The sequence below is a fragment of the Luteitalea sp. genome, assembly GCF_022842525.1.
In the GTDB taxonomy this organism is placed as follows: domain Bacteria; phylum Acidobacteriota; class Vicinamibacteria; order Vicinamibacterales; family Vicinamibacteraceae; genus Luteitalea.
In genome coordinates, this window is record NZ_JALHPM010000167.1 from 1 (window position 1) to 13,878 (window position 13,878).

Annotated in this window: 10 protein-coding genes and 1 pseudogene; 5 read left to right on the plus strand and 6 right to left on the minus strand. The window is 69.6% G+C overall.

Annotated features, from left to right (window positions below; translation table 11 throughout):
* The coding region (locus tag Q0C41_RS24320; RefSeq protein ID WP_291988273.1) for an AAA family ATPase at nucleotides 1-1,389 on the minus strand (1,389 nt) is incomplete at its 3' end.
* Between the two features lie 206 nt (nucleotides 1,390-1,595).
* On the minus strand, nucleotides 1,596-3,218 hold the full coding sequence (locus Q0C41_RS24325; RefSeq protein ID WP_291988275.1) for a S41 family peptidase: 1,623 nt from the start codon (nucleotides 3,216-3,218) through the stop codon (nucleotides 1,596-1,598).
* A 168-nt stretch (nucleotides 3,219-3,386) separates the two neighbouring features.
* Between Q0C41_RS24325 and Q0C41_RS24330 the strand changes: the two genes are divergently transcribed.
* From Q0C41_RS24330 to Q0C41_RS24345, 4 genes are all read left to right on the plus strand, one after another.
* Nucleotides 3,387-3,761, plus strand: coding sequence for a twin-arginine translocase TatA/TatE family subunit (locus Q0C41_RS24330; RefSeq protein ID WP_291988277.1), 375 nt, complete (start codon nucleotides 3,387-3,389; stop codon nucleotides 3,759-3,761).
* 18 nt (nucleotides 3,762-3,779) lie between these two features.
* Nucleotides 3,780-4,586 (plus strand): twin-arginine translocase subunit TatC, encoded by an 807-nt coding sequence (tatC, locus tag Q0C41_RS24335; RefSeq protein WP_291988278.1) that lies wholly within the window; start codon nucleotides 3,780-3,782, stop codon nucleotides 4,584-4,586.
* Nucleotides 4,587-4,793: 207 nt separating this feature from the next.
* Nucleotides 4,794-6,503, plus strand: coding sequence for an OmpA family protein (locus Q0C41_RS24340; RefSeq protein WP_291988280.1), 1,710 nt, complete (start codon nucleotides 4,794-4,796; stop codon nucleotides 6,501-6,503).
* Nucleotides 6,504-6,648: 145 nt separating this feature from the next.
* Nucleotides 6,649-7,686: a HEAT repeat domain-containing protein gene (locus Q0C41_RS24345; protein WP_291988282.1), complete on the plus strand. Its 1,038-nt coding sequence runs from the start codon at nucleotides 6,649-6,651 to the stop codon at nucleotides 7,684-7,686.
* Between the two features lie 3 nt (nucleotides 7,687-7,689).
* Here the strand turns inward: Q0C41_RS24345 and proS are convergent, their stop codons facing one another.
* Together proS and nadB are read right to left on the minus strand one after the other, a co-directional pair.
* Nucleotides 7,690-9,210 carry a proline--tRNA ligase gene (proS, locus tag Q0C41_RS24350; protein WP_291988284.1) on the minus strand — a complete coding sequence of 507 codons (1,521 nt, stop codon included), beginning with the start codon at nucleotides 9,208-9,210 and terminating at the stop codon, nucleotides 7,690-7,692.
* A gap of 10 nt (nucleotides 9,211-9,220) precedes the next feature.
* Nucleotides 9,221-10,786 (minus strand): L-aspartate oxidase, encoded by a 1,566-nt coding sequence (gene nadB / locus Q0C41_RS24355; protein WP_291988286.1) that lies wholly within the window; start codon nucleotides 10,784-10,786, stop codon nucleotides 9,221-9,223.
* A gap of 156 nt (nucleotides 10,787-10,942) precedes the next feature.
* On the opposite strand from nadB, the gene aroB reads away from it, so the two are divergent.
* Nucleotides 10,943-12,046 carry a 3-dehydroquinate synthase gene (aroB, locus tag Q0C41_RS24360; protein ID WP_291988288.1) on the plus strand — a complete coding sequence of 368 codons (1,104 nt, stop codon included), beginning with the start codon at nucleotides 10,943-10,945 and terminating at the stop codon, nucleotides 12,044-12,046.
* Between the two features lie 11 nt (nucleotides 12,047-12,057).
* Here the strand turns inward: aroB and Q0C41_RS24365 are convergent, their stop codons facing one another.
* Together Q0C41_RS24365 and Q0C41_RS24370 are read right to left on the minus strand one after the other, a co-directional pair.
* Nucleotides 12,058-13,482, minus strand: coding sequence for a sigma-54 dependent transcriptional regulator (locus tag Q0C41_RS24365; protein ID WP_291988289.1), 1,425 nt, complete (start codon nucleotides 13,480-13,482; stop codon nucleotides 12,058-12,060).
* An 80-nt stretch (nucleotides 13,483-13,562) separates the two neighbouring features.
* A pseudogene (locus Q0C41_RS24370) lies at nucleotides 13,563-13,878 on the minus strand (cell envelope biogenesis protein TolA); the annotation flags it as partial.

Genomic DNA, 13,878 nt, shown 5'->3' on the forward strand with positions numbered 1-13,878 from the left:
CTCGCGTTCGGTGAGGGCCGCTTCCTGCTCGACCCGCAGGTCGTCGCTCTCCACTTCGAGGCGACCGAGTTCCTGCGCGATGCGATCCCGCGCCTCGATGGCCCGCTCGATGGCGTTGCGCAGCGTGTTCACCTGCGTCATGCCCGCGTACAGCTCGCCGCGCGCCTTCTCCACCGCCTGCTCGAGGGCCGCGATCTCGGCGGCCGCCCGCTGCACGGCGACGTCCTCCTCCTTGACGCGCACCGCGGCCTCGTCGCGTTCCGTATCGGCCTGTCGACTGCTGGCGCGCCGGCTCTCGAGTTCCTCCTGCGCCGGCCCGATCCGCTCCTGCAGGCGCGCAATCTCGTCCTGCATGCCCACCAGCGCGAGACCGATGGCCTGCACCTGCTGGAGGTCGAACTCGAGCTGCTGCTGACGACGCCCGCTCTCGAGTTCCTTGGCGTGCGCGGCCTGCCGCGCGGCGTTGGCCGCGGCATCGGCTTCGGTGAGCTCGATGCGCAGCCGCTCGAGCGCGGCCTCGACTTCGGCCACGCGCCCCGACAGTCCAGCCTCGTTGGCGCGCGCCTGGTCGAGGCGCTCGACGGCCGAGGCCATCGACGCCTGCAGCGCCTGATACTTCTGCCCGAACAGCAGCTTCTCCCACTGCCGCAGTTCTTCTCGGAGCGTGCGGTAGCGACGCGCCTTGGCGGCCTGCCGCTTCAGTGAACCGCGCTGCTTCTCCAGTTCGAAGACGATGTCATCGACGCGCGTCAGGTTCTGCTGGGCGGCCTCGAGCTTGAGCTCGGCCTGCCGGCGGCGCGACTTGTACTTGGTGACGCCCGCGGCTTCCTCGATCAGCTGGCGGCGCTCGGTCGGCTTGGCGGCGAGAATCTGGCCGATCTTGCCCTGCTCGATGACGGCGTACCCCTTCACGCCGAGGCCGGCATCCATCAGCAGGTCCTGCACGTCGCGCAGGCGCACCACGTGTCCGTCGATCAGATACTCGCTCTCGCCGGACCGGTACAGCCGTCGGGACACCTCGACGTCACGGGCCAGGACCACGTCCTCGGTGAGCGTCTCGACCGACTCCTCGAGCTCCTGGGCCACCGTCTTGCGCTGCGGGTGGTCCTCGAGGCCGACGCGCGAGATGACGCCGCTCATCTTCAGCTTCACCTCGGCGGTATGCGTCGGCTTGCGGGCGTCGCTGCCCGCGAAGATCACGTCTTCCATGCGCTCGCCACGCAGGCTCTTGGCGCTCTGCTCGCCGAGCACCCACGTGATCGCGTCCACGACATTGCTCTTGCCGCAGCCGTTGGGACCGACGATCGCCGTCACCCCCAGGTCGAAGGCGAGGTCGGCGCGGTCGGGGAAGCTCTTGAAGCCGTTGATTTCGAGACGATTGAGGCGCATGTCAGGGCACGGGACATCCGGCGTCGATCCTGGAGTCGGGGACGCGGGAATTCAGAGGCCGGAGTCTAGCAGGCGGCTACTAATTGGGGCAAGCGCCCCCAGCACCCACTAGATCGTGTAGATCGGCAGATCGGGAGGGACCGCTCGCCGAGCGGTCCGAACCGACCGCGTGTCGGACGCCTCGGCGAGGCGTCCCTCCCTGCCGGTTACGGGGCCTGCCGCGAGGCGGTCGCGCTGGTCTTGAGGTGCGGGAGCCGGGCGGCCTCGTCGAACTGCTGCAGGGCGAACTGGGCCTGCGGGTCGCGCGCGATGAGGTTGCGCCGTGCCTCCTCGACGCCGAACAGGGCCAGGTCGATGTCGTACTGGATCATCGCCCTGATGAACTGGCTGTCGGCGGTGAAGGCCGCCTCGTCGACGCGGACCTTGCGCGACTCCAGGTACGCACGGAAATCGGCGACCATCGCCTCGTCGACCATGAAACCGCGGGTCACGGTGCGCGTCTGGCTGCTGGTCTTGATGCGGGTGTCCCCGGTCGCCGTGTAGCGCGAGGCGTAATCGGCGAAGATCTGGCGGGCCCACAGGGCGCGCCCGAACCGACTCGGATTGAAGCCTTCGACGGGACCGGCCAGGTACTTGTCGGGCTGGACGCCGCCGCCGCCGTAGACCTTGCGGCCGGCGTCGGTGAGCTTCAGGTTGGCCGGGTCATGGGGCTCGTCGGCCTTCTGCTCGCGCAGCGAGTAGGTCAGGTACTCGTCGAAGGACCCGTCCCAGGGGCGCTGGATCAGGCGTCCGCTCGGCGTGAAGTAGCGCGCGGTGGTCAGGGCGAGGCCGGCGCCTTCGCTGATGCGATAGACCGACTGCACGAGCGCCTTGCCGAAGGTCTTCTCCCCGACGATCAGCGCCCGGTCGTGATCCTGCAGCGCCCCCGACACGATCTCCGAGGCGCTGGCGCTGTTGCGGTTCACCAGCACGACGATGGGCATGTCGCCGAAGTCGCCGGCGTCGGCGGCGCGGTAGTCCTGATCCGAGTTGCGGGTCCGCCCGCGGGTATAGACGACCATGTCGCCCTTGGGCAGGAAGCGATCCGACACCTTGATGGCCTGGTCGAGCGGGCCGCCGGGGTTGTCCCGCAGGTCGAGGAGCAGGCGCGTCATCCCCTTCGCGGTGAGCGTGTCGAGCGCCGCCCCGAGGTCGCGGTCGGTGGTCTCGGAGAAATCGTTGAGGCGGACGTAGCCGGTGTCGGTGCCGATCATGAACACCCCCTTGAGCGTGGGAATGTTCACTTCGTCGCGCTCGACGGAGAGTTCGATCAGGTCGGTGTAGCCTTCGCGGCGCAGGCCGACCTTCACTTCGGTGCCCTTGGGACCACGGAGCTGCTTGACGGCCTGGTCGCTGGTCCAGCCCTTGGTGTCCTGGCCTTCGATGCGGGCGATGACGTCGCCGCGCCGGATGCCCTTCTTGTAGGCGGGCGAGCCCTCGAACAGGGACATCACGGTGATGTCGCCGTCGAGTGGCGAGATGCTGATGCCCAGACCGTAGTAGCGGCCTTCCTGTCGCTCGCGCATCTGGGCGTAGGCGCGCGGGTCGAGGAAGCTCGAGTGCGGATCGAGCGTCTGGAGCATGCCCGAGATGGCGCTGTAGACGAGGCGATCGGACTCGACGTCCTCGACATATTCCTGCTCCACGGCGGCCAGCGCGGCGGTGAAGACGCGATAGCGATCGGTGAGCGGATCCGCAGTGGCCTGGGCGCGACGACCGAGCACGCCTCCGACGAGGGCGGAGACGACGACCGCGAACAGGACCGCGGGCAGCGCGCGGTTTTTCGGCATGTTCGCAGCGTAGCACGCACGTTGCCGCCCTCCAACTCACCCGTGACGGACGGGGATCGGGCGGGGTTCTGTAATTGACCCCCCGCCGACGGCGTTCCTATAATCAACGACGGTCCACGCACCGCCCGCTGGTCAGGGTCGCACTCCAGACCCATTCAGGAGCCCACGATGTTCGGTTCTCTCGGCATGCCGGAGTTGGTCATCATCTTCGTCATCGCCCTCATCGTGTTCGGCCCGCGCAAGCTGCCCGAACTCGGCAAGTCTCTCGGCAAGTCCCTCGCGGAGTTCAAGCGGGCGTCCAACGAACTGCGCAACTCCCTCGAGGAGGAGATTCGCGTCGAAGAGGAGCGGGAGCGCACGCCCAAGCCGACGCCGGCCGCCGTCGTCGCCACGCCGTCGCCCGAAGCGACCCCGGTCTCGGGTGTGGACACCGACACCTCGGCGCCCTCGGCGGAGCCCTGGGTCGACGAGCCCTACGACCGGGCCCAGGACGAGGTGCAGGCGGGCGTGGCCGAGACCACGCCGCGCGGCGCCAATCTGTAAGCGTCGCCCCGGGTCTCCATGTCGCTCTCGCCTGTCCCCGCCGCTCCGCCACCGCCCCGCCCGTTCGATGAGGACGACGACGACGAAGGTGTCGGCGGCAAGATGTCCTTCCTCGAGCATCTCGACGAGTTGCGTCAGCGACTCATCAAGAGCCTCGTCGCGGTCCTGGTCGGCTTCATCGTCGGGGTCGTCTTCATCGGACCGATTTTCGACTTCATCATGAAGCCGCTGCAGGCCATCCTGCCAGCGGGCGGCAAGCTCATCTATACGGACCCCACCGAGGCCTTCATGATCCAGATGAAGATGGCCGCGCTGGTGGGCATCATGATCGCACTGCCGGTGCTGCTCTGGCAGATCTGGGCCTTCATCGCACCGGGGCTGTATGCCCACGAGAAGCGGTTCGCGATTCCGTTCGTGATGATGTCGACGATGTTCTTCGTCGGTGGGGCCCTGTTCTCCCATTACGTGATTTTTCCCGCCATGTGGCGATTCTTCGCCAGCTTCTCGACCGAGACGGTGGAGTTCGCGCCGCGCATCGAGCCGGTGTTCTCGCTCTACGTGCGGATGGCGCTGGGCATGGGCGCGGTGGCGGAGATGCCGACGCTGGTGATGTTCCTGGCGCGCGTCGGCCTGGTCACGCCGATGTTCCTGGTGCGCAACACCAAGTACGCCATCCTGCTGATTTTCGTCGTGGCGGCCATCGTGACGCCCAGCCCCGACGTGGTCTCACAGTTCCTGCTCGCGCTGCCGATGTTCGTGCTGTATGCATTCAGCATCCTGGTCGCCTGGGTGTTCCAAAAGCGTGCACCGAAAATCGAGGCCTGACCTCCGGAACGTGTCAGGAACCGGTATCGGATCGCTGGCGACGCTCTTGCAATCAGGTCCTTGCGGATGCGGTGGATCGAGGGTGGCTACACCCTTGGTCTAACGCGTGCGAAAAGTTTGACGCCTGTGCACCTCCCCGGTAATATGCGCGGAGTGCAATTTTTGTACTCGAGTTCGTTTCAGCTCACAGATTTGAGGGACACTCACATGACACGCCTCTTCAGGGTAGGTCTCGCCGCCACGATGGGTCTGGCGATGGCTGCGCCTGCAGGGTTCGCGCAGCAGCCGGCGGCGACCACACCCGCCCCGGCCCCTGCGGCGAGCCTGGTGGTGACCGAAACCCGGTCTGCCGCCCCGACGTTCCAGGGCGACACAGGCCTGTGGTTCGTGCCGCTCGGCGAGGTCCTGCCGGCGGGTCGCTGGTCGGCCAGCGCCTACTACACGAACTTCGACCGCCAGGAAGGCTTCACGGACATCGGCATGTTCCCGCTGACGTTCGGGTACGGCGTCGGCGGTCGTGCCGAGTTGTTCGCGGCCCTCTCTGCGGTCACCCGCATCGACCGCGACATCCGCCCGGTCTTCCTGCCGGGAAGCGATGCGGGTGGTCCGACCAACAACTACCCGCTCGTCAGGCAGCCGTGGTCGGGTTCGACCTTCGGTGACCTCTTCGTCGGCGGCAAGGTCAACCTGCTGTCGCAGGCCAAGGGCGCGCCGGTGGCGATGGCCCTGAAGGCCATGGTCAAGCTCCCCACCGGCTCGGCCGACAAGGGCACGAGTTCCGGCCAGGCGGACTTCTTCGTCGACTACATCGTCAGCAAGGAAGTCAACGAAAAGGTCGACATCTCGGCGTACGGCGGCTTTGCCGCCCGTGCCGATGCGGAGCGGACCGACCAGAGCAACGGGCTCCGCTACGGCGTCGGTCTCGGCTTCCCGACCCGCAGCGGTCTGAAGCTGACCGCCGAGTTGTTCGGCGAGCGCTACTTCGAGGACAGCATCACGTCGAATGGTCTCGTGGCCTTCGATGGCTCCACGAGCAACGGGACGTGGGCGCTCCGGAGCCCGCTCGACGCCGCCATCGGCGCGACGTACTTCAGCCCGAAGGGCTTCTTCGTGGGCGCCGGCGCAACCTATGCGCTGCAGCACGACTCGCGCAGCAGCCTCAACCCGCTGCAGGAAGACGAGAGCTGGGACCGCGCGAGCCTCCAGTTCCGCATCGGCTATCACCCCGGCGTCGCGACCGCGTACGTGGCCCCGCCGCCGCCCCCGCCGCCCCCGCCGCCGCCGGCGGTGGCCGAGAACCGCCCGCCGACCGTCAAGGCGCGCTGCAACCCGTGCACCGTGGAAGTCGGCAAGAGCTCGACGATCACGGCCGATGCGAGCGACCCGGACGGCGATCCGCTGACCTACAAGTGGTCCTGCCCCGCCGGCACGGTCGCCCAGCCGGGCAACCGCGAGACGCTGTGGACGGCCCCGATGCAGGAAGGTCCCGTCCCGTGCACCGTCACCGTCACCGACGGCAAGGGCGGCTCGGTGAGCGACACGGTCACCATCCAGGTCGTCAAGCCGGCCATCAAGGACTACACGTTCGAGGACGTGCACTTCGACTTCGACCGCTACACGCTGCGTCCCGAAGCCACCCGCATCCTCGACGAGGCCATCAAGGCGCTGCAGGACAACCCCGAGCTGAAGCTCGAGGTCGAAGGCCACACCTGCAACATCGGGACGGCGGAGTACAACCTCGCCCTCGGCGAGCGTCGCGCCTACTCGGTGCGTGACTACCTCGGCTCGCGCAGCATCGGTGCGGACCGCATCCGCACGGTGAGCTACGGCGAAGAGCGGCCGAAGCACGACAACAGCCGCGAGGAAACGCGCCGCCTCAACCGCCGCGCCGCCCTCACGGTCCGCGTGACGCAGTAACACCGCGCCCCGCACGAACACCTCAGAGGCCCGACCGGCACCCGCCGGTCGGGCCTTTGTCGTTGGGGCCCCGCCCCGGCGCCTGGGCTTGACGCCCTGCGTCCTCAGCCCGCTTCCCCCGCGAGGCGGTACAATCGGCGCGCTCGTGCCTACCCGCCCCGGTCAGTCAAGAACGCTCCTCGACGAATTGCTGGCCACCCACGACGCCGTGGCCGTCGAGGCGGCCATCGCGCGGTTGGCCATCATCGGGCGGCCGGCGCTGCGCCTCGTCGTGCAGCAACTCGCCACGGCCGACCCGACGCATCTGCCGCGCCTGCTGCGCGTGCTGGAGCGCATCGGCGACCCGGGCACCCTCGGCGCCATCCGCCCGCTGCTGGGTCACGCAGCCCCGGAGGTCGCCGGGGCCGCGGTGGACGCCATGGGCGCCCTGCTGGACGCACGCGAGACCGCCGTCGCGTCCGGCGCACTCGACGCCCTCACGGCCACGCTGCTGGACACGTCACGGGCCGATGTCGTTCGCGTGCGGGCCCTCGAAGCCATCGCCAGCGCGCCCGAGCGCTCCGAGACCTACGACGCGGACGTGCTCGAGCCGCTGCGCGACCAGCTGCGGCGCGATCCCTCCGCCGCCCTGCGCGACGCCGTGGCTGCGCCGCCCTCCGGCGGCGAGGACGCGGCGCCAGCCCTTGATGGCGACGCGTGCCTGGAGGCGGTCGCCGCCGGGACACTGCCGACGGCCCCGGAGGTGCTGCGCCAGGCCCTCGCGACGCACGGCCCCGACGCCCCGCTCACCATCCTCCATCGGGTCATCGAGCGCGTGCGTGCCCACGAGCGTGCGGTCGCGCCCGACCTCGTGGAAGGCTGGCGCGTCGTCCGGGCCGCAGCGCACCTCGCGCTGGCGGCGCGGGGCAGTCGCCTGGCCATCTACGATCTGAGGGAGTCGCTCGAGGTGCTCGGGGAGCAGACGCCGGTGGGCATGCTCTCGGCGCTGCAGCAGGTGGGAGAGGCGTCGGTGCTCGACGCGGTCGCCGAGGCCTGGCAGGCCTCGGACAATGCGTGGTTCAAGGGGCAGCTGACGGGCATCTTCCGCGCGGTCGTGGACCGCGAGAAGCTGACCCGCCGGCATGCCGCCGTGAAGAAGATCACGGCGCGCATGCCGGAGACGGTCGCGGCGCTGTGGGGGTGAGTCCTAGTACGCCTTGGCGAAGCAGGCCACGACGGTGGCCGGACGCCCGGTGACGAAGCAGACCTTGCCCTCGGCGGGCGGCGCCACGAACGGATAGTTGCGAATCGTCGCCTGCGTCTCGGTCTTGACCTGCGCCTCGACAGTCGCGTCGTCGCACCACGGGGCATAGACGAGTCCGGGACGGGTGCCCGCCATCAGCGCCTTGAACTCCTCGTAACTCTCCGTGTAGTGGGTGCGCTCCTCGCGCACCTGCTGCGCCTTCGCGAACAGCGACGCCTGGATGTCGGCCAGCCAGCCCTGGACGTGGGCGACCAGCCCGTCCATCGCGACGAACGCCTTCTCGCGCGTGTCACGACGGGCCAGCACGACCTGCTGCTTCTCGATGTCCTTCGGCCCGATTTCGAGTCGCACGGGGACGCCGCGCATCTCCCAGTCGGCGAACTTCCAGCCCGGCGTGTAGGCATCGCGGTCGTCGAGCATCACGCGCACCCCGGCCGCCACCAGCTGCGCCTTGATCGCCTGGGCGTGCGGAAGCACCGTCTCGCGCCAGTCGCCACGCGGGATGGGCACGATCACCACCTGGTAGGGCGCGATGTTGGGCGGCAGCACGAGCCCGCTGTCGTCACCGTGCACCATGATCAAGCCGCCGATGAGCCGCGTCGAGACGCCCCACGACGTCGTCCAGGCATGCTGCTCGACCTTGTCGCGGCCCTGGAACTTGATGTCGAAGGCCTTGGCGAAGTTCTGCCCGAGGTTGTGCGACGTGCCGGCCTGCAGCGCCCGCCCGTCGCCCATCAGCGCCTCGATGGAGTAGGTCTTGGCCGCGCCGGCGAACTTCTCGGCGTCGCTCTTCTGCCCGTCGATCACCGGCATCGCGAGTTCGGTCTCGACGAACTCCTTGTAGACACCGAGGATCTTGCGCGTCTCTTCCTCGGCCTCGGCCTCCGTCTCGTGCACGGTGTGACCTTCCTGCCAGAGGAACTCGGTCGTGCGGAGGAAGGGACGCGTCACCTTCTCCCAGCGGACGACATTGGCCCACTGGTTGATCAGGATGGGCAGGTCGCGCCACGACTGCAGCCACTTGGCGTACATCGTCCCGATGATCACCTCCGACGTCGGCCGGATGGCGAGCCGCTCCTCGAGCTTCTCCTTGCCGCCGTGCGTGACCCACGCCACCTCCGGCGCGAAGCCCTCCACGTGCTCGGCCTCCTTCATCAGGAGACTCTCGGGGATGAACAGCGGGAAGTACGCGTTGACGTGTCCGGTGGCCTTCAGGCGGGCATCCAGCAGCAACTGGATGCGCTCCCAGATCGCATAGCCGTACGGCCGGATCGTCATGCAGCCCTTGAGCCCCGGCGTGTAGTCGGCCAGTTCCGCGCGGAGCACCACGTCGAGGTACCACCGGGAGTAGTCCTCCGCCTGTGACGTGATCGCCGTGACGAACGCATCGCCCTTGCCGCCGGACTTGCCCTGTTGCTGGCCCTTGCCCTGCTGCTGCCCTTTGCCCTGCTGCTGCTCGCTCATCGTCGTCTTGTCACTCTGCTGTGCGCTGCAGCACGTCGCTGCAGTGATGGCCCCACGTGTCGTCGTGGCGCTCGGGAAAATCCGTCCGGTAATGCCCGCCGCGGCTCTCTTCGCGCCGCAACGCCGCGCGGCTCATGAGATACGCCACGGTGACCAGACTGCGCAGCTGGGCCGAGGCCAGATCGCCGGCCGTCGATGCGACGCAGGCGGCCCGGGCCTGCGTGAACCAGGCATCGGCCGCCTTCAGCCCTTCGGGCGTGCGGACGAGCCCGAGGTCGCGCCAGGCGCGCAGGCGGACGGTGGCGACGTCGAGATCCGCCGGGGCCTCCACCGCCGGACCGGGGACCGCCGGCGCACACGCCACGAGACGGCCCGGGCCCCAGCCATCGCGCACGCGCGGGGGCTCGCCCATCACCGCGCCGGCGCGCGCCCCGAAGACGAGGCCCTCGAGCAGCGAGTTGCTCGCCAGACGGTTGGCCCCGTGCACGCCCGTACACGCCACCTCGCCTGCCGCGTAGAGCCCGGGCAGCGACGTCCGCCCATCGAGGTCGGTGACCACGCCGCCCATCACGTAATGCACCGCCGGACTGACGGGCACCGGGTCACGCGCCAGGTCGAGACCAGCCTCGCGGCACGCCTCGGAGATCTGCGGGAACCTCGCGTGGACATCCAGGTCCCGCAGATGCGCCATCGACAGGCTGATCGGCCCACCGGTCCGCTGCCGTTCGCGGACGATGGCTCGAGCGACGCGATCGCGAGGCGCCAGCTCCGCGGCCGACTCGTAGCGTCCCATGAAGGCCTCACCCGCCACGTTCAGCAGCCGCGCGCCTTCGCCACGGAGCGCCTCGGACAGCAGGAACCGCGGCCGCCCCGGGACATCGAGTACCGTCGGGTGGAACTGGACGAACTCGAGATCGGCCACCTCGGCGCCGACCTCGAACGCCATCGCCATGCCGTCGCCGGTCGTCACGGTCGGATTGGTGGTCTGCGCGAACACCTGCCCCGCGCCACCGGTCGCCAGCAACGTGGCCCGGGCCCGCACTTCGTGCCGACGGTCCTGCGCATCGCGATACGCCGCGCCGACGCACACGCCGCCCTCGCACAGCAACTCGGTGACGATGGCGTGGTCGATGATGGTGATGGCCGGCAGTGCCGCCACCTGCTCGTGCAGCACGCGACTGATTTCGCGGCCCGTCGCGTCGTCGGCATGCAGCACACGGCGCACGCTGTGGGCGGCCTCACGGGTCGGCGCCGGCCGCCCCTGGGCGTCGCGGTCGAACCGGGCGCCCCACGCGAGCAGTTCCGACACGTAGCGCGGCCCCTCGCCGACCAGTGCCCGCACGGCGTCCGGCTCGCACAACCCATCGCCCGCCGCCAGCGTGTCCTCGAGATGCAGGCGAGGCGAGTCGTCGTCGCCCATCGCGACCGCGATGCCGCCCTGGGCCCAGCCGGTGCTGCCCTGATCGGGCTCGCCCTTGGTCAGGACGCACACGGATCCCCGGCTCGCGAGCGCCAGCGCCGCGCGGAGCGCAGCAATGCCGCTGCCGAGCACCAGGAAATCAGGCTGCGTGGTCACCAGAAGGGCGTCTGCTCCTGCCCGTCGCGTCGACGCGGGCCTGTTCGGGGGACACCGGCGGCCGTGCCCGTTGCACGGCGCTCGGCCTCGGCGCCGCCGGGACCCTGCTATCCTACCACCCGCTCGGAGCCGGATTTCCCGGCTCTTTTGCCGATCATGTCCCCTCACGTCCTCGAGGTCCACACCCGGTCCGCCCAGGTGTCGCGCATCCTGATCGCCCCCGGCCTGCTGTCGTCACTCGACGCCATCGTGGCCGAGGCCTGTCCCGGCGCCTCCCGTCTCGTGGTGGTGTCGAGCCCGCAGGTGTGGGGATTGCACGGCGCCGCCGTGCGCCACGGGCTCGGCGTCGCCGACCGGGAGGAGTTCGCCCCGGTCCTCGTGCCCGACGGCGAGAAGGCCAAGACGATGGCGACGCTGGGTCGGATCCACGACGCGCTGGTCGTCCGGGGCATCGATCGCAAGGCCGTGCTGGTGGTGGTGGGCGGCGGCGTGATTGGCGACATGGCCGGCTTTGCCGCCGCCAGTTACCTGCGGGGCATCCGGCTCGTGCACGTGCCGACCACGGTGGTGGCGCAGACCGACAGTGCCATCGGGGGCAAGGTCGGGGTGAACCATCGCCTCGGCAAGAACCTGCTGGGCGCCTTCCACCAGCCGGCGCTCGTCGCCGTCGACCCGACCGTCCTCACCACGCTCAGTCGGCGCGAGTTGCGCGCCGGCCTCTACGAGGTGGTCAAGTACGGCGTCATCGCCTCCCCGTCGCTGTTCACCCGCTGCGCCGAGACGATGGATGCCCTGCTCGATGGCTCACCGTCGGCGCTGCTGCCGGTCATCACCGACTGCTGCGCCATCAAGGCGGACGTGGTGACCAAGGACGAGCGCGAGGATGGGCTTCGACGCATCCTCAACTTCGGCCACACCATCGGTCACGCCCTCGAGGCGGTGACCAACTACCGACTCCTGCGTCATGGGGAAGCCGTCGCCTACGGCATGAAGGCGGCGTCGGCGATCGCGGTGGCCCGCGGTACGTGGTCGGCGACCGAGCATGCCGAGCTGGTGCGTCTGCTGGACCACATGGGGCCGCTGCCGGCCATCGGCGGCCTCGATGTGGACGCCATCCTGGCGGCCACGCGGCGCGACAAGAAGGTCGTCGCAGGCACCCTGCATTTCGTGCTGCCGACCCGCATCGGCGACACCACCATCGCCACCGATGTCGACGAACCGCAGGTGCGCGTGGGCCTGGCCGAGATCGGCCTGGCCTGACCTGACCGGGCCTACGCGTGCGCGCCTCGCGGCGCCAGCTTGAAGTCGCGGATGCGGGCCAGCAGCAGCCGGGGCGGGATCTGCAGCGCCGCCGACGCCTTCGCGTGATCCCAGCGCGCCTCGTCCAGCGCCTCCTGGATCTTGCGCCGCTCGACTTCCATCAGCACACGGCGCGAGGCTTCCGGCAGCGTCCCCGAGAGATCGATCTCCTCCCAGGGATCGCGAGGTGCGGGCGTGTCGCGGGAAATCTCGCCGGCCCCGAGATGCAGGTGCTGGGCATGCACCGTGTCGCCATCGGCCAGGATGACGGCGCGCTCGATGCAGTTCTGGAGTTCGCGGACGTTCCCGGGCCACGCATGCCCCTCGAGGGCGGCCGTGGCCGACGACGAGAGGTGTGGCGGGCGCTTGTTCTGCTCCCTCGCGAACCGCTCGATGAAGTGGCGCGCGAGCAGGGGGACGTCGGACCCGCGTTCGCGCAGCGGCGGAATCGTGATCGGGAACACCGAGAGCCGGAAGAAGAGGTCCTCCCGGAAGGTCCGCGCGGCCACCGACGCACGAAGGTCGCGGTTGCTGGCGGCCACGAGCCTGACGTCGACATGCAAGGTGGTGTTGCTGCCGACCCGCTCGAAGCTGCGCTCCTCGAGGACGCGCAAGACCTTGGCCTGCAGGTTCACCGGCATCTCGCCGATCTCGTCGAGGAACAGGGTGCCGCCGTGCGCGACTTCGAACTTGCCGGGTTTGCGGGCGTTGGCGCCGGTGAACGCCCCTTTCTCGTGGCCGAAGAGTTCGGTCTCGAGCAGGGTCTCGGGAATCGCCGCGCAGTTGATGGCGACGAAGGGCCCGGTCGCACGGTCGCTGTGCGCGTGCAGTGCCCGCGCGAACAACTCCTTGCCCGTGCCGCTCTCGCCCCCGAGCAGGACGGTGGTGTCGGTCGGTGCCACCCGGCGAAGCGCGCGCAGTACCTCGAGCAGTACCGGATGCTCGCCGATGATGGTCGGGGCCCCGTGCCGCGCGCCGAGGGCTTCCTTGAGCAGCAGGTTCTCGGTGGCGAGGCGCCGTTGTTCGATGGCGCGGCTGACCGTCAGCACGAGGTGCTCGTGGTCGATGGGCTTGGTCAGGTAGTCGAGCGCGCCCTCGCGCATGGCCGCGACGGCCTCGTCGATGGCGCCGTAGCCGGTCATCAAGAGGACCGGCAAGGCCGGGTCGAGTTCCTTCGCCGCCCGGAGCACACCGAGCCCGTCGCCGGTCGGCAGTCGCAGGTCCGAGAGCACCAGCGAGGGCCGATGCAGACGCAACGCCTCGGCGGCGGCCGGTTCATCGGCGGCTTCGACGACGCGATACCCGTGTCGCGCCAGCACGGTGGCGAGCACGTATCGCAGGTCGTCGTTGTCGTCGACGAGGAGCACGTCGGGCGATTCGCGCAGCGAAGCGGCCATCGGTCGGGGTGTCTCGGTCGTCGCCGGGCTCACGGGCCTGCGGTGACCCGCCAGCCTTGTCGTGGTCCGACTCGGCCAGTCTACTGGATCCACCCGGGCGGGACACCGGAGGCGCGGGCCTCCTGCGCGAGCGCCTCGCGATCGGCCGTCGCCGCGGCGGCCTTCTCTTCGGCCTTCGCAATCTGCGCGCGCATCTCGACGCGCTCGGCCTCGGCGCGGGCGGCCGCTGACGGGTCGCTGGCCTGCGCCTCGAGCGAGAGCCGGTCGGACAGCGCCTTGAGCTGCCGCACCTCGTTCTTCGCGGCCGCCAACGCCGTGTTCACCCGCTCGGCCCTGGCGCGCCACCCAGCCTCATCGTCTGTCGGCGCGCGCTCGGCCTTGGCGGCCCCGTCAGGC